At 44.5% G+C, this 24405-nt stretch carries 29 protein-coding genes; 23 read left to right on the forward strand and 6 right to left on the reverse strand.

The features are described 5' to 3' along the window. The first annotated feature begins 100 nt into the window (after positions 1-100). From DFP76_RS12915 to DFP76_RS12950, 8 genes are all read left to right on the forward strand, one after another. Positions 101-385, forward strand: a complete 285-nt coding sequence (locus DFP76_RS12915; RefSeq protein ID WP_147084212.1) for a hypothetical protein — start codon at positions 101-103, stop codon at positions 383-385. 105 nt (positions 386-490) lie between these two features. Next, a complete protein-coding gene (locus DFP76_RS12920) occupies positions 491-790 on the forward strand; it encodes a hypothetical protein (RefSeq protein WP_113875062.1) in 300 nt (99 codons plus the stop codon). Between the two features lie 100 nt (positions 791-890). After that, positions 891-1352 carry a hypothetical protein gene (locus tag DFP76_RS12925; RefSeq protein ID WP_113875063.1) on the forward strand — a complete coding sequence of 154 codons (462 nt, stop codon included), beginning with the start codon at positions 891-893 and terminating at the stop codon, positions 1350-1352. A gap of 72 nt (positions 1353-1424) precedes the next feature. Continuing rightward, a complete protein-coding gene (locus DFP76_RS12930) occupies positions 1425-1928 on the forward strand; it encodes a hypothetical protein (protein ID WP_113875064.1) in 504 nt (167 codons plus the stop codon). Between the two features lie 116 nt (positions 1929-2044). Further along, the gene (locus tag DFP76_RS12935) at positions 2045-2437 is read left to right on the forward strand and encodes a hypothetical protein (protein WP_113875065.1); all 393 of its coding nucleotides are present in this window, start codon (positions 2045-2047) and stop codon (positions 2435-2437) included. Between the two features lie 93 nt (positions 2438-2530). Continuing rightward, positions 2531-3469 carry a hypothetical protein gene (locus DFP76_RS12940; protein WP_113875066.1) on the forward strand — a complete coding sequence of 313 codons (939 nt, stop codon included), beginning with the start codon at positions 2531-2533 and terminating at the stop codon, positions 3467-3469. 83 nt (positions 3470-3552) lie between these two features. Then, the gene (locus DFP76_RS12945; RefSeq protein WP_113875067.1) at positions 3553-4050 is read left to right on the forward strand and encodes a hypothetical protein; all 498 of its coding nucleotides are present in this window, start codon (positions 3553-3555) and stop codon (positions 4048-4050) included. A gap of 87 nt (positions 4051-4137) precedes the next feature. Continuing rightward, positions 4138-4749, forward strand: a complete 612-nt coding sequence (locus tag DFP76_RS12950) for a class I SAM-dependent methyltransferase (protein WP_181799852.1) — start codon at positions 4138-4140, stop codon at positions 4747-4749. Between the two features lie 89 nt (positions 4750-4838). Here DFP76_RS12950 and DFP76_RS12955 read toward each other — a convergent pair whose 3' ends face one another. Together DFP76_RS12955 and DFP76_RS12960 are read right to left on the reverse strand one after the other, a co-directional pair. Beyond that, positions 4839-5120 (reverse strand): type II toxin-antitoxin system RelE/ParE family toxin, encoded by a 282-nt coding sequence (locus DFP76_RS12955; protein ID WP_113875069.1) that lies wholly within the window; start codon positions 5118-5120, stop codon positions 4839-4841. Next, entirely contained in the window at positions 5117-5401 is a 285-nt protein-coding gene (locus tag DFP76_RS12960) for a type II toxin-antitoxin system TacA family antitoxin (RefSeq protein ID WP_113875070.1), read from the reverse strand. The genes DFP76_RS12955 and DFP76_RS12960 overlap by 4 nt, the downstream gene beginning before the upstream one ends. Positions 5402-5718: 317 nt before the next feature. Between DFP76_RS12960 and DFP76_RS12965 the strand changes: the two genes are divergently transcribed. Next, positions 5719-5904: a type II toxin-antitoxin system RelE/ParE family toxin gene (locus DFP76_RS12965; protein ID WP_245931941.1), complete on the forward strand. Its 186-nt coding sequence runs from the start codon at positions 5719-5721 to the stop codon at positions 5902-5904. Further along, complete coding sequence (locus tag DFP76_RS12970; protein ID WP_113875071.1) at positions 5904-6197, forward strand: HigA family addiction module antitoxin; 294 nt, start codon at positions 5904-5906, stop codon at positions 6195-6197. Before DFP76_RS12965 ends, DFP76_RS12970 begins: the two co-directional genes overlap by 1 nt. Before the next feature lie 124 nt (positions 6198-6321). Here DFP76_RS12970 and DFP76_RS12975 read toward each other — a convergent pair whose 3' ends face one another. Continuing rightward, positions 6322-6906 (reverse strand): TetR/AcrR family transcriptional regulator, encoded by a 585-nt coding sequence (locus DFP76_RS12975; RefSeq protein ID WP_113875072.1) that lies wholly within the window; start codon positions 6904-6906, stop codon positions 6322-6324. A gap of 170 nt (positions 6907-7076) precedes the next feature. Here DFP76_RS12975 and DFP76_RS12980 point away from each other — a divergent pair, with 170 nt between their 5' ends. The 4 genes from DFP76_RS12980 to DFP76_RS12995 all read left to right on the forward strand — a co-directional run bounded on the left by DFP76_RS12980 (position 7077) and on the right by DFP76_RS12995 (position 9570). Next, the gene (locus DFP76_RS12980; protein WP_113875073.1) at positions 7077-7481 is read left to right on the forward strand and encodes a RidA family protein; all 405 of its coding nucleotides are present in this window, start codon (positions 7077-7079) and stop codon (positions 7479-7481) included. Positions 7482-7716: 235 nt separating this feature from the next. Continuing rightward, on the forward strand, positions 7717-8205 hold the full coding sequence (locus tag DFP76_RS12985) for a hypothetical protein (RefSeq protein WP_220150997.1): 489 nt from the start codon (positions 7717-7719) through the stop codon (positions 8203-8205). Positions 8206-8343: 138 nt separating this feature from the next. Further along, complete coding sequence (locus DFP76_RS12990) at positions 8344-8763, forward strand: Rrf2 family transcriptional regulator (protein ID WP_113875074.1); 420 nt, start codon at positions 8344-8346, stop codon at positions 8761-8763. A 60-nt stretch (positions 8764-8823) separates the two neighbouring features. Beyond that, positions 8824-9570: an SDR family NAD(P)-dependent oxidoreductase gene (locus tag DFP76_RS12995; protein WP_113875075.1), complete on the forward strand. Its 747-nt coding sequence runs from the start codon at positions 8824-8826 to the stop codon at positions 9568-9570. Between the two features lie 113 nt (positions 9571-9683). On the opposite strand, the gene DFP76_RS13000 is transcribed toward DFP76_RS12995, so the two are convergent. The 3 genes from DFP76_RS13000 to DFP76_RS13010 form a co-directional block, all read right to left on the reverse strand. Continuing rightward, the gene (locus tag DFP76_RS13000) at positions 9684-10865 is read right to left on the reverse strand and encodes a murein transglycosylase domain-containing protein (RefSeq protein ID WP_113875076.1); all 1182 of its coding nucleotides are present in this window, start codon (positions 10863-10865) and stop codon (positions 9684-9686) included. Between the two features lie 157 nt (positions 10866-11022). Beyond that, on the reverse strand, positions 11023-12075 hold the full coding sequence (locus DFP76_RS13005) for an alcohol dehydrogenase family protein (RefSeq protein WP_113875077.1): 1053 nt from the start codon (positions 12073-12075) through the stop codon (positions 11023-11025). Then, positions 12059-12592, reverse strand: a complete 534-nt coding sequence (locus DFP76_RS13010; RefSeq protein ID WP_113875078.1) for a TetR/AcrR family transcriptional regulator — start codon at positions 12590-12592, stop codon at positions 12059-12061. The genes DFP76_RS13005 and DFP76_RS13010 overlap by 17 nt, the downstream gene beginning before the upstream one ends. A 295-nt stretch (positions 12593-12887) precedes the next feature. Here DFP76_RS13010 and DFP76_RS13015 point away from each other — a divergent pair, with 295 nt between their 5' ends. From DFP76_RS13015 to DFP76_RS13055, 9 genes are all read left to right on the forward strand, one after another. Further along, positions 12888-13865 (forward strand): dipeptidase, encoded by a 978-nt coding sequence (locus DFP76_RS13015; protein ID WP_113875079.1) that lies wholly within the window; start codon positions 12888-12890, stop codon positions 13863-13865. An 84-nt stretch (positions 13866-13949) separates the two neighbouring features. Next, entirely contained in the window at positions 13950-14495 is a 546-nt protein-coding gene (locus DFP76_RS13020) for a DUF5943 domain-containing protein (RefSeq protein ID WP_113875080.1), read from the forward strand. A 94-nt stretch (positions 14496-14589) separates the two neighbouring features. After that, a complete protein-coding gene (dgcA, locus tag DFP76_RS13025) occupies positions 14590-16656 on the forward strand; it encodes a dimethylglycine demethylation protein DgcA (protein ID WP_113875081.1) in 2067 nt (688 codons plus the stop codon). A gap of 69 nt (positions 16657-16725) precedes the next feature. Further along, positions 16726-18678 (forward strand): (Fe-S)-binding protein, encoded by a 1953-nt coding sequence (locus tag DFP76_RS13030; RefSeq protein WP_281269736.1) that lies wholly within the window; start codon positions 16726-16728, stop codon positions 18676-18678. After that, positions 18675-19964, forward strand: coding sequence for an electron transfer flavoprotein subunit alpha (etfA, locus tag DFP76_RS13035; RefSeq protein ID WP_113875082.1), 1290 nt, complete (start codon positions 18675-18677; stop codon positions 19962-19964). The genes DFP76_RS13030 and etfA overlap by 4 nt, the downstream gene beginning before the upstream one ends. Beyond that, positions 19954-20733: an electron transfer flavoprotein subunit beta gene (gene etfB, locus DFP76_RS13040; RefSeq protein WP_113875083.1), complete on the forward strand. Its 780-nt coding sequence runs from the start codon at positions 19954-19956 to the stop codon at positions 20731-20733. Before etfA ends, etfB begins: the two co-directional genes overlap by 11 nt. A 28-nt stretch (positions 20734-20761) precedes the next feature. Next, positions 20762-20995, forward strand: coding sequence for a hypothetical protein (locus DFP76_RS13045; protein ID WP_113875084.1), 234 nt, complete (start codon positions 20762-20764; stop codon positions 20993-20995). 135 nt (positions 20996-21130) lie between these two features. Next, on the forward strand, positions 21131-23098 hold the full coding sequence (locus DFP76_RS13050; RefSeq protein WP_113875085.1) for a methyl-accepting chemotaxis protein: 1968 nt from the start codon (positions 21131-21133) through the stop codon (positions 23096-23098). A 171-nt stretch (positions 23099-23269) separates the two neighbouring features. Next, the gene (locus DFP76_RS13055; protein WP_113875086.1) at positions 23270-24355 is read left to right on the forward strand and encodes an ABC transporter substrate-binding protein; all 1086 of its coding nucleotides are present in this window, start codon (positions 23270-23272) and stop codon (positions 24353-24355) included. The last annotated feature ends 50 nt before the right edge of the window (positions 24356-24405 follow it).

A 24405-nucleotide genomic window follows, 5' to 3' on the forward strand; every position in this document is an offset into this window, starting at 1 on the left:
GTTTATATATTGATAAAAACTTTTTATATCAATTGTTTATAAAGATTTTGGTAAAGTCTCTGAGTTGTCTAAACGCGCATGCGCACTATTAAAATGTTAAATGTCTATGACAACAAAGAAGCGAGTAATCGAAAAGCTAAAGGGCCCTCTTAAAGAGTTATTGGCCAAAGAGTTAGAGGCTGGCAATGAGATTGATACAGCCGAATCAGAGTGGCCAAGAAAAAGGAGTAATATTTGGCTGAAGCAGCGTTTTCACAATGACTACAAAGAGCTGTACCCAAGCCTAAAGTATCGTTATCTTGGCGACCCTAGAAACTGGATCGAGGAATATGATGATCCTGAGAATGAAGAATTTATTGCGGTGAGTGCAAGTGCAAAAGTCTAATAAATTGCTACTTTCAAGTACCAAACATTTAACAAGCAAAGGCAGCATCGCCCTGCGGGCTGGACGCGCTAACGCGCGCCGCTGCTTTGGGCGTTAAGTGTCACTATGAACAAAAGTATTGAATTCAGCGAAAGATTTTTAAAACCAGCAGATAGAGCAAAAGCTGTATGCGAGCTAGAAAGCTTAGGTGAAGACGCAATTCCTATTCTAAGAACGATATTAGATGGTACAGCTAAAAATAAATTTCAAGTTTCGTACAATAAACTAGGTATGCCAGTGGAGTGTTCGTTGGTTGTAATACAGCGGTTAGGTAAAGCAGCTAAAGACTTGGAGCCATTTGTTGAGCAATGGTTAGAGAGGGGTCATCCATATGCACAAGAAGCGCTTCATGAAATCAACACTTAACAAGTGTAGGCACAATCGCCCTTCGGGCTGGACCGCTAAAAGCGTGGCTTCGCCACAACGCGGCCTGTGCTACAGGCGTTAGCTTTCATCGGAGGAATCTTTGAAAAATTTATATATTATTTTACTTTTTGCCTTGTCCCTAAACGTTTATGCGGAACAAAGTGAGAAACTAGAGCAACTTGTAAAGCCTGTATTTGAGTTGATTGAAAAAGGAAAGTACAAAAACATAGCTTCCACTGCTTTGTCAAAAGGAGCAGCTATTAAATATATTAGTCCGGCAGATCTTGAGCAAGTCGATGGTGAGTTCGAGAATTATTTTAAGATTTTTGGAAATTACTATTCGTATAAATTAATTCATGAACAAGGCTTAAAAGGAGACTACTGGGCAAGATGGTACTTATTAAAATTTGAAAGACAGCCAGTAGTTTTATACTTTGAATTCTATAAACCAAATGACAAGTGGAATGTAAATGCCTTGGAAATCAAAACTGATATTGATGACAAGATTGAAGAAGCTGGGGACTATAAAATCAGTGTAATTGGCTTAGAAGATGAAAGCTAACAAACAAATTATGGCAGGGACGCGCAAACAACGCGCGCCCCATATTTGAATCGTTATACCTAAAGGAGCATTATGCAAATTGCAGGTTTTGAAATAGAAAATCGTAGAGGTTTTTTGTCAGCACTATTTGGGTTGTTAGCGAGTATTGTGATGGCTATGGGAAGCGACGGACTATTGGGTTCAATTTCAAATTTAACCTCTGATTGGGGAGATGTTAAATCGGCTGTACATACACTACATTCTTACGATGTAAATAAGGTTGGTGGCAGAGCAGCTTTGAAGCCTAGTGATGAGGGATTCAATGAATTTCAGGGGGTGATTGCTAATAAAGTTCCTTGGCTAAAGTACAATAAACCCGACTATTTTCTAATGAATACTCCTGCAACTATTGGTGGTGCTCCTAGAAAGGTGGTTCACGCAGTATTTAACAATCAAGCTAAAGCTATAGGAGATTTTTATATTATTGATGGTTGGTTAGTGCAAGAAAAGCAAAAAGACTATTTATATAAAGGATTGTTCCTTCTGTTTATTTCGTTTTGTATTGCTGTGTCACAATATATTAAACCAGCATATTAGGTATAACAAAGCATTCAAACGGATGCGTAACAGCTTGCTCGATTCCGCTTCGCTTCACGATTATAGCAAGCTGCTACTCACCGCTTAATGCGGCGTTATACGCAAATGGAGCTTCGATGAACGAATTCAATGATGAGTTAATGGGGCTGAATGAACAGGTTATGGCAATATTGAAAGAGCTGTCTCAATTCAAGCCACGGTTCTATCATGCATTCGTTAAAGGAAAACTTGGAGAATTTGCGATTAGTCTAGTAGGCTTTAGAGAACAACTAAATGATATTGATCAGCGCATACGACCTCACACCAGAATCCCGGGCGACTACAACTCAATACAAATGGTTTCTGGAAAGCTGTCTGTTACCTTTTCGATTCGGAATGTTGTTCTAACAACTCTAGATGAAGCCCAAAAAATGCTAAGTTCTCATGAGGCGCAAGCTGGTTTTAAGCTTTCAACCAATATCGCACTTCTTGCAATTATTATTTCGGTACTTGGTGTAGCAATTGGGTAAAGCTTATAACAAGTCAATCAACTTCGCGCCTTCGGCGCCGGACGCAGCAAAGCTTCGCCGGTTATTTACGGCGTTATATTTTTGGGAGAACTTATGGCATCACTGGAAGAAGCTTATAGCAATGAGTATCAGGATATTATTGATCCTGAGTTGGCATATGACCTTTATTGGGCTGGTGTCATAACTGATAAATCAGCTTTTGAATGTCCTAGTGATAAATGTAATGCCAAGGTTACTTGTATAAACCTTGATCAGGAAAAACAGGATATGCATCAGTCTCCACACTTCAGAGGGTACAATCATTCTGACGATTGTGATGCAACATTTGGTCAAGATAGAGTTGCTGGTGTTGAGTCACCAACAGCATCGGCTCAATCAAAATTTGTTAAAAATGATTCCATATCAGATGTTTTTCATCTTAAACGCCCTAAAAATCAATTTGCGAAGAAAGATCTCAAAGGGGTCGACCTTACGAAGAAAAAGAAAAAAAGTAACCGACGTGAAAGGAGTGTAACGGGAGAAGAGTTTTACGGTGGCTCTGAATACTATTCCGTACGCTCTTTAGTATCTAAATTTATAAGATACAAAAAAGATGGCTCATTGTCAGAACACAAAATCAACATATCGGGAAAGGATGTTAGCTATAAGTCGCAGTTTAAAGGTGTTTATCAACAACCTATTGTGGCCCTTCCAGATGAAAATTTAATTTATTGGGGGGTAGCTTTCATTGATTATGTTGAAAAAAAGAAATATTACAAACTTACTTTCGGTGAAACACTTGAATATGAAGGAAGTGGTATTCGACCTTCATTCTTTATATCCGAAACAATGATTTCTGAATATCCTGTAAAAAATTTGGTTGTGAAAAGGTTAGAAAAAATATCAAAAGAAAATGATAAAAGAGCATTTGTTTTTATATATTCAAAGCCTCACCCATCAGGAGATAGTTATATTAACTTCGAACTGGAAAGTCTGGACTATTTAGAAATACGATATTTGGATTTGTTTGATGATCTTAAGAAAAAAATATAACAAATCAATCAACTTCGCGCCTTCGGCACCGGACGCGCTAACGCGCGCCGGTTATTGAGGCGTTATATGCCAAAGGAGATTCTATGGTTCAGCTAGCTGATATTGAAAGGGTCGCTCCTGGTGTTGAGAGTCTCTCAATTGAAGAGCATGAAGCGCTTCAAAGGTTTACGTTGCTCTGGACTTTGTTCGAGGCCCAAATGTTGGGGAGCAATGCGTCCGTCAAGAAGATCTCAGAGAAAGTCGAAAGCATTGATCCGGAAATCATCAACGGCGGTTGGTTCACGGAGCATTTAGACTACTTTTCCAATCGCTATATTGATGGTGGTAATACGAATCACCGCTTTGACAATCTCCACCTACGCAACAATGACAACCTTGATTTGGTGTGTGCTGTGCTAACCGGGGAGAATGTAGTTCCAGCTTACCAGCTTATTGGCTGCCTGATTATAGTGTATCGTTTTAGGAATAATTTTTTCCATGGCATCAAGTGGGCATACGGTCTGCAAGATCAGCTTGAAAACTTCTCGCACTCAGCATCCCTACTGAGGAAGTTTTTAGAGAAGGTGCCAAATGGCATATAACAATCACATTAAATGCGCTCCCTGCGGTCGCCGGACGCTCGTTCCTCGTGCCGTTTATGTGAAGCGTTAGTGAGTAAGGAGAAATCTGTGACATCTCAAAGCAATAGTGATGACTTATCTTATGGTTGGGAGGCAATCGCGCAAGATTTTATCTCTTCCCGATCATCTATAGGATTGGCCACTATTGAAAATTGGGGTAAGTCTCTAGAACCAAGACAAGTACTCTTAGATGTTGGGTGCGGCTTTGGCGAACCATATACTCAATATTTTATTGATAGAGGAGTCAGTGTTTATGGAATTGACGCATCAAAAACATTGGTGCAAGAGTATGAGAGAAGATTTCCAGAAGCAATTGCAAAGTATGAATCTGCCGTGACATCTCTATTCTTTGATAAAAAATTTGATGCAATTCTGTCTGTTGGCTTAATCTTTTTATTGCCTCATTCAACTCAAATTTCAGTTTTAAGAAAAATGGCGATTTCTCTACAAGACGGAGGCAACCTATTATTCAGCGCTCCGTGTCAAATCGTTAGTTGGGATGATTTACTAACTGGAAGAAAATCTATGTCTCTGGGAAGAGAGAAATACATAAATATTCTAAAGGAGCATAGTTTAAGCCTGGTCGGTGAATATACTGATGAAGGGAATAACCATTATTATAATTTTCAGAAATCAATTGTTCCGGAAGTTGGTCACTAACAAACGCTTAAACAAGGACAAAAAAACAGCTGGCTTTTGCTCGTTCCTCGCCATTTTAGCCAACTATTTTATTGCCGCTTAGCAAAGCGTTAGTTGCCTACAGGAAATTTTTGCTTTTGGTGTAAAACTCGAAGAATGTGAATAATGTCGTCTTTTATGAAATATGAAACAATCATTGAAACCTCTGGAATTATTAACAATCTTCCCGGTATGCCATCTCTCTCTACTCTCATAAGAGGTTGTTGGTTCAAGTTTTCAACTTTCTTCTCTATTATTGCATCAGCTTTTTCTGCTGCTAATGGGTTGAATTCGTATAAAAATTCCAAAATAGCCTCACGATCGTCCAACGAACTTTTTTCCCATAAGATCATTTTTTGGCTTTATTCCTAATTTTCATTTTTCGAGCTTCCATTTCCAAGTTCGCTTCTTCATGACTGATGAACTTGCTTTGCCCACTCTCTAATTTACTGAACGCGGCATTAATCTCTTCAGTAAGCCACTGATCATGAGTAATTATTTTTCGTTGCTGTTCAGCGAGTTCTTCCGTAAGTTCTCTACAAGCGTCACTTAAAGTGCGTCCTTGGCTTTCGGCCATTGTCTGAGCTAGCCGTTTAGTTTCTTCATCTACTCTAAACTGAATACGGGTATCCATAGTAAACTCCTTATGAAATGTACACACAAATGTTAGCACGCCTATTTAATTTACGGCAACTAACAAACGCATTGACTCAGTCGCTGGCGCTCCTTGGGACAAAAACACGTAGGCTCCCTGCGCTTCGCTTGGTATTGTCGCCTACGTATTTTTGCCTGTTATGCGGGCGTTAGGCGTTAGGCGTTAAGCTGTACCGCGTTGCGCAATGCGCTACACTTTCGCCATGATTAAGTCATTTAAACATAAGGGTCTGAAGCTCTGTTTTCGAAAAAGGGAAAACTTCAGGCATACAGACTAAGCTCGCGAAAAAACTTCGCATGCAGTTAGCTGCTATCCACACAGCACAAGATATCGATGACATTGATTTATCAGGCTTTTCTCTTCATCAACTTAAAGGAGAAAGGTCTAATATTTGTTCGATATCAGTTAACGGCAATTGGAGAGTAACTTTCGAGTTCACGGATGGTAATGCTTACACCTTAAATTACGAGGATTATCACTAATGAATATGCATAACCCACCACATCCCGGTGAATTTATTAAGTCCATTTACATGGAGACACACGGCATAAGTTGCAGGGCTCAAGCTACTCATCTTGGTGTTGCCGCTTCAACACTAAATCGTGTAGTGAAGGGCAAAAGTGCAGTAACGCCAGAAATGGCCTTAAGGCTATCAAAAGTATTGGGGCGAAGCCCTGAAAGTTGGCTTAGCATGCAAGGCAATTACGAGCTTTGGCAGGCCAAGCAGAACATCAACTTGGATAACGTGCAGCCAATAGACCTGCATGCCGCCTAATAAAATAAAAAACATAATCGATGATCTTCTGGAAATCACATGGTGAGCCAATTCCATTGACGCCTTTAAATTCAGGATAGCCAATAACGGAATGGCCACTAGTATAGAAGGCGCTTCTTAGTTATTAACTTTTAACCAATCCGCTGCACAGTGTTTTGAAAGCTTCTATTGCTTTGGGGAGAACCTCCTCTGGAGTAGCGCTTGCAGCAACCCACAAAGCAGCATTTAAAGCGGCTCCGCTTACCAGCCTTGATGTTGCTTCTACATCAACTTCTTTTAGTATATTTGTATCGATCAGGTGCTGAACCTTAGCAATAGTTAATTGAAGACAACTACTTTGACTGGGCCATTGTGATGGGTCTCCTAGAAAAGCAGGCCCATCCAATAACACAATTCTCTGTATCTCAGGAACAAGCGCCATTTCAATGTAGGCAATGCCTTCCATTAAAAAACTTTCCCATTCGTTTTCAACCGCTTCTGCTTTCATCTGAGCTTTTATGGCCATTTCTGAGTCCAGTTGATCCACTACCGCTGCTAGTAACCCGAGCTTGTTCCCAAAATTGTGATAAAGCGCACCTCTAGTTAGATTAACTTTGGACGTTAAATCATCCATAGAGGCTTCTGCATATCCTTTTTCAGCAAATGCTTGACGAGCTGCTTGAATAAGTTTTGCTCTTGTTTCGGCCATTTTTTCTGTTCGTTTATTCATTTTTAACCTATCTATCGGTATATACGCTTCGTATGTGAATTTGACATACATGTCGTATATGAATTAATCTAACATACATGGCGTATGTCTTAGTGGCAGATTTTATCTTCTCTTTGCTTCGAAAGCATCCGTTAGAGTTGGTCTATTTATTAAATTAAAGGAGTTATTCTATGTTGGAACGAGAAGCTATTTACCCTGAGTCAGCAGAGCGTCATGCTCTGTATGAGGCTCATGGCTATTCACCTGCTATAAAATCTGGAGATCTCTTATTTGTTTCTGGGCAAGTCGGGAGTCGTTTAGATGGTAGTCCTGAACCTGAGTTCAAAGCTCAAGTAATGCTAGCTTTTGAAAATTTGAAAAATGTTCTAGCAGCGGCAGGATGTACTTTCGACGATATCATTGATGTAACAACGTTTCATACGGATCCAGAGAATCAAATTGAGACAATAATGGACGTTAAACAAGCGATGTTTGATCTTTCGCCACCATCTAATTGGACAGCAGTTGGTGTAACTTGGTTAGCTGGTTTTGATTTTGAAATAAAAGTCATCGCTAGAATTCCTGCAATGGCTTAGTTGAGTAGTTCACTAACACAATGAAGTAGTGTGTTGTTTAGTGAACCCCAGCCGATCTGGTTGAACTGGTATTTTGGGTAATAATTAGGACCAGAATTAAATATAACGTTATTCTGGTCTCTTTATTTTTTAGGTGGTTTGCTATTGCAACTAAAGCGGTCAACGCTCTTTTATCCGATACCTAAGCATTCGTTATCGTGAAATGTTAATTCTTTACATCAATTTCAAGGAGGAAATGATGCCAAGAGAGCAAAGGCTCTATTTGCCCAATGCGCCTGTTCATGCTTTTATCTTAATGACAAACCACATCCATACGGCATCAACACCTAAAATGCGATTTATCAATAAATCAACCATCCTACACCTAGACGGGACTGCTGGTTTAACGGCAGGCATACTCTTGTTGCTGCTAAAAGATTGGTTGAGTCATCTCTATGGTTTGCCTATTGCCACCATTCAATTTTTAGCTGCGGCCAATGTCTGTTATGGGGTTTATGCTTTGTCGCTTGCTTTTTCGTGCGTCAGAAAGCGCTTTTTCATTCTATTGCTAGCGATGGCAAATGTGCTGTGGATGCTGGTGTGTGTCATGGTGATTTGGCATTACTTTCAGACTATCAGTCTCATTGGCGTGGTGTTTCTCGGACTAGAAGGTATATTTGTGATGACACTTGCGTATTGTGAGTGGAAATATAGCAATGAGTTTACTGTGAAGAGTAAAATCTAGGGGAAGTCTCAATGCTTAGGTTCGTTTAAACAGTAAAGTAAAGGGTCTGTCATACCAGATGCTTAAATGGTATGGAGGTTTTAACGGAGCTAATAAATTTATGTTGCTATATAGATACTATGGTAGTATCCTTTTTTTATGTCGAACTCAAACACTCAATTTTCAATAGCCGTTCATGTCCTCGTAGGGATAGCAAAGTACGGTAAAGTCAATTCTAATGAACTGGCGGAAAGTGTTAATGCAAATCCAATTTTTATAAAACGGATTCTGGCTAAGCTTTCCTCTTCCGGTCTTGTTAGCTCATCATCAGGTAGAAATGGTGGGAGTGTTTTAGCTCGTCATGCCGAAAAGATCACTTTGCTTGACGTATACAAGGCGGTAGAAGCGCCCAAAGCTTTTATGGTGCATAGTTATCCTAAGAATATGTCGTGCAAAATTAGCACTCATATTCAAAGCGCCATGGGAGATGTTCTTGATGACGTGCAAATCGCTTTAGAAGAAAGGCTTAAGTCTACATCCGTATATGACATGCTAGAAAAAGTCGCAATAGAGCAATAGCTTTTTTTTGCTCTTAATGGATACTTTTTTAGTATCTGTTTTTAACTTTGGAGAGAAAAAATGAAAAAACTTGATGGTAAAATCGCACTTATCACAGGGGGAAACTCCGGAATTGGTTTTGCAATTGCGAGGAGGTTTATCCAAGAAGGTGCAAGGGTCATCATCACGGCTCGCAGGAAAGTGAAACTTGATCAAGCGGTTGCCGAGTTAGGTGAAAAAGCAACAGGTTTTCAAGCTGATATTTCCAAACTAGATGAGCTGGATAACCTTTACCAAATGATTAAGGAAAAATTTGGTCACTTGGATATTGTGGCGGCTAATGCTGGTGGTGGGGAGCTTCAAGCGCTTGGTGAGATCACAGAAGAAAGTTATTACAGTACCTATGATACCAACGTCAAAGGCGTCATTTTTACTGTTCAAAAAGCACTTCCTTTGCTGTCATCTTCTGCATCCATTATTTTGACCGGTTCCACGGCTTCCGCGGGAGGAACGCCTTCATTCAGTGTTTATAGTTCGAGCAAAAGTGCTGTGAGAAATCTAGCTCGTAGTTGGATCCTTGATCTTAAAGGAAAAGGCATTCGTATCAATGTACTAAGTCCTGGTTCAACAGAAACACCAGGGCTTGTTGGGCTTGTTCCGGAAGAACACAAAGCGTCATTCGTGTCGTCATTTGCATCACAAGTGCCGCTAGGAAGAGTGGCAGAACCTGATGAAATCGCTTCCGTTGCGGCATTCCTTGCCTCTGATGACGCAAGCTATGTAAATGGCGCGGAGTTATTTGTTGATGGTGGGCTTGCTCAAATTTAAGCAACGTCGAAGAATAATTGGGGTCAGAGTAAAATTAAATATAATTTAACACTGACCCCAGTTATTCCAATTATTAACGAAAAACCTCTCACACGTAGCACTACACCGTAAATTTACTCGTAGTTTTTCTTGGCTTTGGTTACTTTTTCCAAGTAGTTACGGGACTCTTCTCTTGGGTGATCGTATCTGAGTCTTTGATACACAGAGCTAGAGGAGTTCTGGTTGATCTTGTCCATAGCGACCGACCGATTGCTGTCGAAGGTCTTAAGTACATTGCCAGTGCCGCCGTTGTAGGCCGAAATCATGGAGTATTCTTGGCTGGTTTTATTGCGGACTTTGACCAAATAGCGGGTTTGTAAAATGTGTAGGTAGGCGCTGCCAATGTCGATATTTTGTTCGGGCGAGAACAAGACTTGTTTGGTCGGTTGGCCAGATTTTTTCTTGATTAGGTTGTATACATCACGGCCAGCGGTTGCGGGCACCACTTGCATGAGTCCATAGGCGTTGGCAGGGCTAACCGCGTAGGGGTTAAATGAGCTTTCGGTTTCGATGATGCCGTAGATTAGCGCTGGTTCTAGGTTATAGCGTTTGGCCGCGGCGAGAACGTATTGGCTGTATTTCTTTTGACGCAAATGTTCGTGCTTTTCCACCAGATCAAATTCAACCGAGTAGACGAGGTTGCCGCTGTTGGTACTGCGTTGCAGTTTATTAGCCACTAGGTATTTTGCATAGCGACCAGCTCGCCAGCGGTATTTAACCAGTACACCTTCATTGTCCATGACTTGTGGGTACAAGAAGGGGACGCCATCTGTGTTCGGTGCAGAACTGGAGAAGATGTCGGTTTTGGTTGGATCGGCTGTGGTCAGTAGAGTGGTGGTGACCGCTTTGGTCAGGGTGTCCCTCGGGTTACGGCCGTCAACGGTTTCTACGCGCACTTTGCCATTGTCAAAATCGACGATGGCGCGGGCTTGGTAGTCATTGACGTATTTGACGTACTTTTTCTTGTTGGGCAACTGGCTGTTATTTTTGCCCCACTTTTTGTTTACTTGTTGATCGAGGTTTTTGTACAAGGCTTGAATGGCTTTTAAGTCTGAACGTATGTGATCACGAGTGACTTTCGCTTGCTTAGCGATGGCTTTTACATCTTCTAAGCTATCGGCATCTTGCACTTGTTTGGACAACTCTTTTACGGAATCGACCGAATCAAAATTCAACATAGATTGGCAGCCGCTGAGCGATAGCAGCAATACACCACAAGAAGACAATGCCGTACGGCGACCCCAATTTTTGTACATCAATCCTTGCTCATTAATCAAAAGCTTGGTGAGTGTATCAAGATACTGTCAATTTTCCCATTTCACTAATGAAAACAAGCCTTAATGTTATGTTGGACAAGACAAAGGAGCATCAAACCTTGTTGGTTTCTACTTTGTCTTGTCATTTTCTTGTCCGCTAATCTTGAGGCACTTCTAAGACAATTTTGCCGATGTGTTGTTTACTGGCGAACGCCTGCTGTGCCGCTTTGATGTCTCGTAAAGGGAATGTTTGAGCCAGTAGAGGGCGAATTTTATTGTCATTAATGTAGCCTACCAAATTACTAAATACCCCTGCTTGGAGGGTTGTGCATCCGAAGAAGCTCAGGTCTTTTAGGTACAGGGTACGAACATCCAATTCTACTAGCGGGCCATCGATGGCGCCCGACACCACATAACGTGAGCCTGGTTTGAGTATTTGTAAAAACTGCGGCCATTGTGAACCAGCGACTAAATCCACCACAAGGCTGACGCTGTTTTCCCCTAAACTGGCAACTAAATCGTCACCACGAGCAACCACTTGATCTGCTCCTAAGTCTAGTAGCGCTTGTTGTTTGTTCGGACTAGTAACGGCAATGACTTTCGCGCCACGCAATTTGGCTAACTGCACCGCTGCACTGCCAACGCCACCGGATGCACCTGTGATTAATACTGTGTCTTGTGCATTGACCTGACTGCGAGTCAGCATATTTTCCGCGGTAGAGTAGGAGCAGGGGAAAGAGGCCAATTCTTGGTCACTCATTGACGAGTTGAGAACATGGGCGTATTGCGCATCAATGACGGTGTATTGAGCAAAGCCACCGTTGCATTCGGAGCCAAAGTACCAAGGTGAGGTTTGAGTTTCGCCATTCCAGTTATGGAAACTAGGCTCGATCAACACACGTTCGCCGATGCGTGCAGCATCCACCTTATCACCCACTGCGACAATATAACCACACACATCTGCCCCTTGGATTAATGGGAGTTTTAGAGCATTTCCTGCCCAACCAGCATCATCGCTATTATTATCGCCTTTTGAATACCAGCCAATGCGGGTATTGAGATCTGTGTTGTTAACGCCTGCCGCAGCAACCTTGATGAGTACCTGATGAGCTAGTGGCGTTGGTACTGTGATGTCTTCTTTGTACTGCAACATGTCTAGGTCGCCGTGGCCGATCAGTTGTACGCCTTTCATTTTAGTGGGCAATGTCATTAGTGGTGTCCTCGAGTAATTGCTGAATAGTGTGCAGGGCGGAAGTGACTGCGGCTTGTCCCAATACAGGCCAAGCGCTGGAAACGCCTTCGTGCAATAAGAACAGGCTATGAGCCAAATCTGGACGAAGGCTTTGTTGTCCCAAGAAGTGAATCACCGCCTGTTTGTGCTCAGTGACGGCTTGATGAATTTGCGCGTTTTCTGGGTACGCGGATAAGGCGTTCACTGATAAACAACCGTGTGGTGCAAAGGTTTCCATCCAGCCTTGCAGCTGTTGAAAAATATGCTCAATGGCTGGTGTTCCTGCTTCTGGCGCGTTGTCTTGCAGAAAGTCCAAATAACGCTGATGACGAAAATCCAGCGCAGCCACTATCATGGCTTCTTTAGACGGGTAGTGCTTGTATAAGGTTCGTAAACTGACCTGACACGCGGTTTTGAGCTGTGCCACGTTGGGTTCCGCGAAACCGAATTGGCTAAAGGCTTGCTCTAATCGTTCGGCAATCTGTTGTTTTAACATGGCTCTGTCTTACTCATATTAGCGTTTATCTAGCTCACAAAAGGGTAGAATAAGTATTCTACCTGCATGGTAGAGTGATTGTTCTACCTTTGTCAAATGCCCGTTCAATTTTCGCTATTCACTAAGCCAATTGTCTCGCCTTATGACTGATGATGGTCTTATCGCAACTTTGTCGATGTCTTTTTCAGCTTGGTAAAAAGTCGCTTTTGGTTTGTCTCTAGTCGTTTCCAGCCAGCTTCCGACGCTATTGAAAAATTACACTGGGTTCATTGCTAAGATCCTAAAGGAATCCACCATGACCCCAGCAGAGCTACACGATAAAGCCATTGTGATTGATGGTTTGATTTGCGCGAAATGGAATCGCGAATTGTTTGAAGACATGGCCAAAGGTAAGTTGACTGCCGCCAATTGTACTGTGTCGTTTTGGGAAAACTTTGAAGGCACGGTTCGCAACGTGGTGGAAATGAATCAACTGATTGAGGCCAACAGTGATTTGTTAACCAAGGTGTACACCACCAAAGACATTCATCGTGCGAAAGCGGAAGGCAAAACCGGCGTCATGATGGGCTTTCAAAACGCCCATGCGTTCGAAGACCAAATTGGTTATGTGCAGATATTCAAAGACCTTGGCGTTGGCATAGTGCAAATGTGCTACAACACGCAAAACTTGGTGGGCACAGGTTGTTATGAGCGCGATGGCGGTTTGTCTGGTTTTGGCCGTGAAATCGTTGCCGAAATGAACCGAGTGGGCATGTTGTGTGATTTGTCCCACGTTGGCCCGAATACCGCCAAAGAAGTCATTATTGAATCCAAAAAGCCCGTTGCGTATTCCCATTGCTTACCGTCTGGTTTGAAAGAGCACCCACGCAATCGCAGTGATGAAGAGCTTAAGTTTATCGCCGATAACGGCGGTTTTGTTGGGGTGACCATGTTCACGCCTTTCCTCAAAGCCGGTGTTAACGCCACCATTGATGACTATGTAGAAGCCATTCAATACATCTACAACATAGTGGGGGAAGATGCCATTGGCATTGGTACCGACTTTACCCAAGGTCATGGTCATGACTTTTTTGAATACCTCACTCACGACAAAGGCTATGCGCGTCGTTTAACCCGTTTTGGTGAAATTATTAACCCCAAAGGCATTCGCACAGTTGGTGAGTTCCCGAATTTGACGGAAGCCTTGTTGCGTCACGGTTTCAGTGAGCGCCAAGTGTGCAAAATCATGGGTGAAAACTGGGTGAATTTATTGGCCGAAGTGTGGGGCGAGTAATGCTTCTCTCTGTGATGGTTATCAGCGGTTATTGAATAGTAATTTTCCGCCATATTGGGTGGTTGTAATAGTAAGGAATGAAATATGAGTTCTCATGCGCCAGAAATGCCAATTCAAGTAGACGATGAAACCGGTGTATGGACCACCGATGCTTTGCCTATGTTGTATGTGCCACGTCACTTTTTTGTCAACAACCACATGGGCATCGAAGACGAGATTGGAGCAGAGCGTTACGCCGACATTCTCTATAAAGCGGGTTATAAGTCGGCCTACTTTTGGTGTGAGCAGGAGTCAGCGTGCCATGGCATTTATGGTGCTGACATCTGGCATCACTATTTGAAGCGTTTATCACAGCGTGGTTGGGGCTTTTTCATTACCGAGGAATTGGACATCGAAAAGGCCACAGCAAAAGTACGATTGGAAAATTCCGCCTTTGTTTATCACTACGAAAAAATTCACGGTAAGAAGGTCAATCGCAAAGTGGATTACATGTTCACTGGTTGGTTTGCAGGGGCTTTAGATCAGATTTTAGACAGTCAGAAATCGTCGATTCGTACTAAGGCCACACAGACCCAAAGTGGCGCGGAAGAAGGCTGTGATGTGGGGTATTTTGAAGTGCAGCCTATTTAAAGCCGTTTGTTATAAAAGTCAGTTAAGCCATGCGGGCCGGCATGGCTTTGATCAATCTATTTCACGTATTTTCCAGTAAGCGGGAGTTCTTTATATGTCCCAGTATGATGCGCTGTTTGAGCCTCTCAATATTAATAAGTTAACCATTCGGAACCGCATTGTGAGTACGGCGCATGCGGAGGTATATGCGACTGACGGTGGTATGACCACAGACCGTTACGTGAAATATTACGAAGAAAAAGCCAAAGGCGGTTGTGGCTTGTGTATTTGTGGTGGTTCCAGCGTGGTATCGATTGATAGCCCACAAAGCTGGTGGAGTTCGGTGAATTTGTCGACGGATCGCATTATTCCCCATTTCCAAAATCTTGCTGATGCGGTTCATAAGCATGGCGGCAAAATCATGATTCAAATTACCCATATGGGACGTCGTTCCCGTTGGGACGGGGAAAATTGGCCGAACCTGATGTCGCCATCTGGCATTCGTGAGCCTGTACATCGCGCGACTTGTAAAACCATTGAAGTTGAGGAAATCTGGCGCGTGATTGGTGACTTTGTGCAAGCGGCACGTCGTGCTAAAGAAGGCGGTTTGGACGGGGTCGAATTGTCGGCCGTGCACCAACACATGATTGATCAGTTCTGGTCGCCACGAGTAAACAAGCGTACCGATGAATGGGGCGGCACTTTCGAAGGTCGCATGAAGTTTGGTATGGAAGTACTCAAAGCGGTACGCGAAGAAGTGGGGCCAGATTTTGTGGTTGGCATGCGTATCACAGGGGACGAATTCCACCCAGATGGTTTGAACCACGAGGATATGAAGCAAATCGCGCAATACTATGATGCCACCGGTATGGTGGATTACTTTGGCGTCGTGGGTTCAGGTTGTGATACGCATAATACTTTGGCGAATGTCATCCCCAACATGAGCTACCCGCCGGAGCCTTTCCTGCATTTGGCGGCTGGCATCAAAGAAGTGGTGAATGTGCCAGTTATCCATGCGCAAAACATCAAGGATCCGAACCAAGCGAAGCGTATTCTCGAAGCGGGTTACGTAGACTTTGTCGGCATGACGCGTGCGCACATTGCCGACCCGCATTTTATTGCCAAGATTAAAATGGATCAGGTCGATCAGATTCGCCAATGTGTGGGGGCAAACTATTGTATCGACCGTCAATATCAAGGTTTGGATGTCTTGTGTGTACAAAATACCGCAACCTCTCGCGAATACATGGGCTTGCCACACATTATTGAAAAGACCACTGGGCCGATTCGTAATGTGGTGGTGGTTGGCGGAGGCCCTGGCGGTTTGGAAGCAGCGCGTGTGGCGGCGGAACGGGGTCATAAAGTGACCTTGATCGAAAAAGCGCCTGAACTGGGCGGCCAAATCAGCTTGGCAGCGAAAGCACCGCAGCGTGATCAAATTGCCGGTATTTCCCGTTGGTTGATCATGGAAGTTGAGCGTCTTGGTGTTGAGGTACGTTTGGACACGGCAGCCGATGCTGACTTGATTCAATCTTTGAATCCAGAAGTGTGTGTCTTATGTACTGGTGGTCGTCCTTTCCTTGAACAAAACCCTGAGTGGGGCGCAGAAGAAGGTCTGGTAGTGTCGACTTGGGATATTCTCAACGGCTCTGTAGAGCCAGGTAAAAATGTGCTCATCTACGACACTATTTGTGAATTCTCCGGTATGTCCGCAGCGGATTACTTGGCCTCAAAAGGGTCATTAGTGGAGTTGGTGACAGACGACATTAAACCGGGTGTTGGTATAGGCGGGACGACTTTCCCGACTTACTACCGATCTTTGTATGAAAAAGAAGTCATTATGACGTCCGACATGCTGCTTGAAAAAGTCTACCGAGAAGACGACAAGCTGGTCGCGGTATTGGAAAACGAATACACAGGCCAACAAGAAGAGCGCGTGGTGGATCAAGTGGTCGTAGAGAACGGCACAAGGCCAAACGAAGAGCTTTATTACGCTCTCAAAGCCAACTCAGTCAACAAAGGTCAGATTGATAATGAGGCCTTGTTTGATATCAAACCTCAGCCTCAGCTGTTGGCCGATAAGCTAGACGGCATGCTGCTATGGCGCTTAGGGGATTGCGTATCGCAGCGCAACATTCATGCGGCCATGTACGATGCTTTGCGTCTTTGTAAAGACCTGTAAGAGCAAAGGCTGGCTGAGCTTGTTAGTAGGCTTTGTTGTTTTAAATACGCTCAAAATTGAGGGTAAAAAATGATTTTTGATTGGTTAATTCCTTCTTTAATCGCCACCTTGTTGGTGTTGGCCGCCATAGGTGCGCTGCGTCGTGTTAATTTTTGGCGTGCGGGGCAAGCGGAAAAAGTCGATATGTGGGCCGGTTTACTGGCCATGCCAAAGCGTTATCTTCACGATCTCCACCATGTGGTAGAGCGAGATAAATACATGTCTCGCACTCATGTTGCCACAGGGGGCGGTTTTGTTTTAGCCATGGTGTTGGTGATCTTAGTGCATTTGTTCGACATTCAAAGTCGTATTTTGGCGTGGATGTTATTGGCGGCTCTTGGCATGATGTTTTGTGGTGCTTTGTTTGTTTTTAAGCGCCGTCTTAATCCGCCTTCGCGGCTTTCAAAAGGGCCGTGGATGCGTCTGCCGAAAAGTCTACTGACCTTTGCTATTACCTTTTTTGTGCTGACCTTACCTGCGGCAGGGATTTTGCCGGAGAGTTTAAGTTTGAGCAATATTGGTCTTACCTTGGTGAGCCTGGTATTGGCCTTGTTAGTGCTGCTTAGCCTGGGCGAAATGCTGTTTGGCATGACATGGGGCGGCCCGATGAAGCACGCTTTTGCGGGGGCTTTGCATTTGGCTTTTCACCGTCGTCCTGAGCGTTTTGGCGGTGGTCGCTCTACGGGATTGAAACCGGCCAATTTAGGTGGCGAATCTCATGGTGTGGCGAAACCAGAAGACTTTAAATGGAACCAATTACTAGGCTTTGATGCTTGTGTGCAATGTGGTCGCTGTGAAGCCATGTGCCCAGCCTTTGCAGCGGGTCAGCCACTGAATCCGAAAAAGCTTATCCAAGATATGGTGGTGGGTTTGGCAGGTGGCACAGATGAAAAATACGCAGGCAGTCCTTATCCCAACGTGCCTGTTGGTAAGGCGAGTGGATCGCCACAAGAGATCATCACCGAAGGTCTGGTCAGTGCCGATACCCTATGGTCATGCACCACTTGCCGAGCTTGTGTGGAAGAGTGTCCTATGATGATTGAGCATGTAGATGCCATCGTCGACATGCGACGTTTTTTGACCCTTGAAAAAGGCGACACGCCAAACAAGGGCGCTGAAGTATTAGAAAACATCATCGCCACGGACAATCCAAATGGTTATGCGCCGGGCAGCCGCACCCATTGGGCAGCGGATCAGAATCTAGCGGTGATGAAAGACGTTAAAAAAGCCGAGGTGCTGTTTTGGGTGTCGGATGGTGCCTTTGATATGCGCAGCCAACGCATTCTAAGAGCCTTTGTGAAACTGCTCAAAGCGGCCAATGTGAATGTGGCAATTTTAGGTGATGAAGAACGAGACAGTGGTGATGTGGCGCGTCGTTTAGGGGACGATGCCACTTTCCAAAGTTTGGCAAAACGCAACTTGGCGACCTTAGCTCAATATAAATTTAGCACCTTGGTTACGACGGACCCGCATGCCTTTCATTGTTTGAAAAATGAGTACGCCGACTTTGATCAAGCTGGTGCTCTAAAAGACGTGGAGGTTTTGCACCATACGACTTTCTTGAATCGTCTTATTGAGCAAGGCATGTTGCAGGTCGATCGCTTCAAAGGCGGCAAGGTGACGTATCACGACCCTTGTTATCTTGGTCGATACAATGGCGAATACGATTCCCCAAGAGCCTTATTGTCCAGCTTGGGCATAGAGGTAGCGGAAATGGAACGCTCTGGTTATCGCTCGCGCTGTTGTGGCGGCGGTGGCGGTGCGCCGATTACGGATATTCCTGGTGAAAGACGTATTGCTGACATGCGCATGGAAGACGTGGCGGCAACGGGAGCTGAGTTGGTCGCCGTGGGTTGCCAGCAGTGTACGGCCATGTTGGAAGGGGTCGTCGAGCCTCGTCCACAAGTGCGTGATATTGCCGAAATCATGGCCGAGCATTTGGTTGAACAGTTGGTTGAACATACGGTCGAGGGAGCAGCATGACAGAACACGAAGATATCTTACGTCGTGACCCCAGAGCCGAATGGATAGCACGCAATCGTCTTCACCCTTTGCATCAAGCCATGACGCAAGTATCGGCTGTGGTTCGAGGACCATCTGGTTTAATACGCAAAAATCCTCACCAAGTGGGTTTTATTGGCCCCAATGGCATTAAGCGGATTGATCGTTTAGCGGGCAATGGTCAAACCGCAACGGGTGCGAAACGTCGCAGTTCAGCTGCTCAGGAAGTGACATTGCCCTTGCACCAAGTGGTAGAGCCCAATGCCTATATCATAGTGGTGCCAGACATGGCCGGTGGGCGACTCACGGCGCAAGATAAAGACATTTTGGGCTTGGCTCATGAACTGGCGAAGCAGCGAAAAGCCCTCAATGCTGACGAGAATTTAGCTGTGGTAGCAGTATGTTTTGGAGAATCCAAAGAAGCTCAGTTTGATGAGGCGGGTGTGGATCGTTTGATTCACTTATTGTCAGCAGAATATGAAGGCTTTGCCCCAGAAAAGCGTCTCCAGGCTTTATTGCAAATAGAGTCCATCTATCAGCCAAAACATTGGTTGTTCCCTGACAGTGTGCATGGCGGTACCGATTTAGCATTACGTTTGGCGGTGAAACTGGATGAGCGCCCAGCGGCGCAAGCTTGGCAGGTATCTATCGATACGACGACGTGCCGTGCTGCGTCCGGTAGTCAGGATATTCAACGTGAAACGCCGCGTATCTTAATGATCCTAGAAGAATGCGGTCAAGCGATTGATGAAACCCGTCATGAGGTCTTACCCTTAGCACTGGAAGTTGAATCCTCTGTTGAGGTGCGACTGGAAGATAAGGGCTTAATCGCCGTTGATCCAAATGCTGTGCCGTTAGCGGAAGCAGAATTTATCCTATCGGCGGGCAATGGTATTCATAATTGGCAACAATTTCACGATTGTGCTGCCTTGTTGGGTGCAACGGAAGGTGCCAGTCGTGTGGCAGTGGACGATGGTTATATGCCGAGAATGCGCCAAGTCGGTGCGTCGGGCACTTGGGTGACAGCGCGTGTTTATGTGGCGGTGGGTATCTCAGGTGCGATACAACACATGCAGGGCATTGGTCAGTGTGACAAGATCGTTGCCATCAATACGGATGCGGGCTGCGATATGGTGAAACGGGCGGATTTAGCTGTGATTGCGGACAGTGAAGAAGTGTTGGCCGTGTTATGTCGTTTAGCACAGCAGCATACTGGCAAGACATTGGAACAGACTGAAACCACGTCGGAGGTGAGCCATGTTGCCTAAAGTATTGGCCTTAGTATCGATTGGTCGTCATCCCCAATCGGGCCGTGAGCGCCGCGCTGAACAAGATGGTCGTGCGGTCGAAATGGGTCTTTGTCTGCAAGAGCGTCAATTAATGCATTTGTCTGTAGCGCATGCTGGTAACGCAGATTCTTCCGTTCTGCGTCAATACGCAGGCATGGGCTTATCCAAATTGTCAGTGTTAGCACAGCAAGCCAATGAGGATGTTTTATCGCCCTTAATAGACTATGTTGAGGCGCAACAAGCCTCAATGGTGCTAATGGGCGTGCGATCCGAAATGGGCCAATCGTCAGGTATGTTGCCGTATCTATTAGCGGAAAGACTCGGCTGGCCGCTGTTGCCTAGGGTGGCGGAAATCCAGTCTATTGAGGAGGGAGTGGCACAAGTCTTGCTCGCATTACCAAGAGGTCAAAGGCGCTTGGTGAGTGTGGCGTTACCTTTTGTAGCGACCTTGGATAATGCGGCGAAAGCGCCTCGTCAAACGGCGTTTGGGCCGGGGCAGCGAGCGGACATTGAAGTGATAAATACTACTTCCATTGCAGATGAGGTCGCCGCACAATGGCAGTTCACACCGGCTAAGCCAAGACCAAAGCGGATGAAGGTGGTAAAAGCCAAAACCGCTGCCGATCGTTTTAAAGCAGCAACGGCGAAACCTGTTGGAGGCGGTGGAAAAGTGTTGAAAAACGAAACGGTGGAAGAAAAAGCCCAAGCCATTTTTGACTTCTTATTAGAAGAGAAGGTGATTCGTTAGCGGGAAACCGTGAATGAGGTGACATGGTATGATGATTGTTGATTTGATTGATGAAGTGGATTTCATTGAGCAACTAAAAGCACTAGAGGTGCCGGTTAATGACGGTCTACCTATGGCGGAAGTGGAACAAGTGTTATCTCAGTGGTTAGTTGAATTTCCAGAGCAAAGGCCAAATGTTCTTGTGCTGTTTAAGACGATGCGAGAAGAAAATATAACGGTGTTACCGGAGGTACTAAAGGTTATTGATTCCATTGAACAATAAGTTAGTAAAAAAAATCGTCGTAAATTATGTCTTTGTAATATTTTCTGCCTATTCTTCTATATAGATTGATTTAAATCGATTCTCACGGAGGTGGCTCTGCCTTCAAGTTAATGGACTCGTGCTGGAAAAATACCAATGAAGATAAAAACCAAGTTATTGATCACCCTCTGTCTTGCGACTCTCTTGCCCATTCTCATTATCAGTTCCATTACTGGCTACCTTGCTTCTAATCAAGCGCTTGAAAGTTTTTCAAAAAACAGCGGACAAACCCTAGGCGCAGTTGAAAAGACCTTTGACCAATTTATTAAAGACATTAAATACACGGTTGGTTTTCTATCAGAAAGCGATGCTGTTAAAGATCCCAATGCCAAGCCATTAACCACGTACTTTGAAACAGAGGGGAAAGCTCCAAAAGACGTGGCGAGTAAAAATGGTGGACGTGAAGCCGACTTATATAATTTATTTGAAGCCGTTGGTAACAATAATCCCAACTTTGTTTATGTCTACATGGGAGACCAAGGTGGTGGCTATTCTGAATGGCCTGGCACCTATGGCTATGCTGAGTGGCACCCTGAGAAGCGTCCATGGTATACGGTCGGTATGGAAAATAATGGCAAGACTGTATTACGTGAAGCCTATTATTGGGAGCCAGATGATGCGGTATATGTGTCTGCAGTGCGGACCTATCAAAGAGGCAATCAAGTTGGTGGTGTGGTGGCCGTCGATGTATCGATCAAAACACTAACGGACATGGCAAACCAAACACAGTTGGGTGAGTCTGGCAGTATTATGGTGATCGAAAACACCGGCACTGTGCTGGTGGACGCCATCCATCCGGAAAATAACTTTAAGAAAATAAGTGAGTTAGAGGGAGAAGCTTATAAACAAATTGCCCAAGCTTCGACTGGTATGCTGCATTTTACCTTAGACGGTAAAGACTATTACGCCAATGTGATTACTTCGCCTAACTTACAATGGAAATTTGTGGGGGTGATGCCCACTGCGGAAATTTACTCCAGTACCAATGAACTGATTACCACCACGGTCATCGTGTGTGTGCTGCTTTTGTTACTGTGTATCGTGGTCGCTTTTGTAATTTCTAAAGGTTTGGTGACGCCGATTGAGTCGGTTTCTAATCATTTGAAAATTTTGGCAGAAGGGGAAGGGGATTTAACTTCGAGGATTGAAACTCAGTCTAAAGATGAAACAGGGGTATTGTCGAATTGGTTTAATCAATTCATAGATTCGACTCGTCAGTTAATCGTCGGAATTAAGCAGTCCAGCCAAAAAATGGACAAGGTTTCGGCGGAAACGTCTCAAAAAGCCAGTGAGGTAGCCAACTCTACTAGCGAACAATTGCGTTCTATTGAGTTAATTGTTGAAGCTGGCCAGCAAATGGTGATTGCCTCAAGTGATGCAGCGGAAAGCTGCACGCATTCCGCCGAGTTTTCGGAAAAGGGATTGGAAACCACGGTGGCGGGGAAAGATTTGCTCAAAGGCAGTGCTGATGGTGTGAATCGACTTGGTCAACGTCTTAAAGAGTCGAATGACATTATTACTGAGTTAACCAAAGAAACGGCCAATATTAATCAGATTCTTTCAACGATTCAGGACATTGCTGAGCAAACCAACTTGTTGGCTCTGAATGCCGCCATTGAGGCTGCCCGAGCCGGTGAACAAGGCCGAGGCTTTGCGGTAGTAGCCGATGAAGTCAGAACCCTTGCTGGACGAACGCAAGAGTCGACGGAACAGATAGGCAGTATCTTGAATCTGTTGGCCAACCGGACTAAACAAGCATCGGATTCGATGATGACGAGTCTGAATGAGTCAGAAGCGGCTATTAGCTTATCCGATCAGGCATTAGAGTCTTTTGAACAGATTGAGCAAGTGGTGAAACAAATGCGTGATATGACCATGCAAACCGCCGCGTCAGCAGAACAACAGAGAGCTGTCACAGAAGACATTAATAAAAATATTACGGATATTAGTTATTCGGCTCAGCAAGTATCGGCGATTTCTGGCGATGTGGCCAAGCTTTGTGCGAGTCAGGATGTATTAGGCAAAGAGTTGCATGAGATGGTAGCGAAATTTCGCACTGAATAAAGCTTAAGGAAAAATAGACGGTCTTACCCAGAAGCCACTTAAGCTGATTAAGTGGCTTTTTTGTTGCGACTTTCACGCTGTTTTTTAGCACCAGAAAGAAGAAAGGAGTGTTTAATTTAAGTAAGAACGATTATCATAATCAAAACTATTGATGAGATAAAAGGTTCTATTATGATTAAGTTGTTCATAACGCTTCTTTTCGCTGCGGTGGCAAGTGTAAGTTGGGCTAAACAAGTGACAGTGGATGATGTGTTGGGTCGTGAAGTCTCGTTTAACAGTCCTGCTGAGCGTGTGATTGTGGGTTTTTACCCAGAAGATTACATGGCAATCGGTACGGAAGCGGCTTATGACAATGTGGTTGGAATGTCCAAGTACATTTGGCAAGCTCGCCCTGCCAATTGGGATATGTATGTTAAACACCGTCCATCTTTAGCGGACATTCCTGGCATTGGCCGTGTGGATACGAAAACTTTTTCGGTTGAAAAAGTCATCGCGTTACGTCCTGATTTGTTGTTATTAGCGGATTGGCAGTTTAAGGGGTTAGGAACGGATGTGGAGCGCATTCAAGATGCAGGAATCCCTGTATTAGTCGTGGATTACAATGCTCAAACGTTAGAGCGTCATCTGAAAAGTACGGAGCTGATTGGCGTGGTGACAGGCCAGCAAGAGCGTGCGGCCAAAATTGCCAAAGAATACCAAGAGCGAGTTGAAGGCATCAGCAAGCGTTTGGCAGAAGCCAATCTACCTAAGCCAAAAGTGTACACTGAGTTTGGTTCTATGGGGCCAAGTGAGCTGAGTTATACTTTTGGTAAAAACATGTGGGGAGCGATTTCCACTATGGCGGGTGGTGATAATATTTCTGCCCCTTTCGTTGAGTGGTGGGGCAAACTTAACCCTGAGCAAGTCATTGCGTCTAACCCAGACGTGATTGTGATGACAGGTTATGAGTCGGCGAACTCTACTGATGCCATGATCATGGGGCAAGGTGTGGAGAAACAAGAAGCCTTGAAACGCTTGGAAGGTTTTAAACAACGCACTGGCTGGGCAAGTTTGTCTGCGGTGAAGAACAATCGCATGTTTGGTGCTTACCATGGTGCATGTCGTACCATTATGGACAGTGCCATGATCGCTTTCTATGCCAAGGCGATGTACCCAGACTTGTTTGCTGATCTGAATCCAGAGCAAGCCTACTTTGATTTTTATGAAAAATATTTGCCAGTGACGCCGGAAGGGACTTTTACGTTAAGTCTGCAGTAAGATAATCAAGCAACAAAAAAGGGGCCGAGTTTTCGGCCCCTTTTTTTATG

Origin of the sequence: Marinomonas aquiplantarum (genome assembly GCF_003314975.1) — a bacterium.
Lineage (GTDB): Bacteria > Pseudomonadota > Gammaproteobacteria > Pseudomonadales > Marinomonadaceae > Marinomonas > Marinomonas aquiplantarum.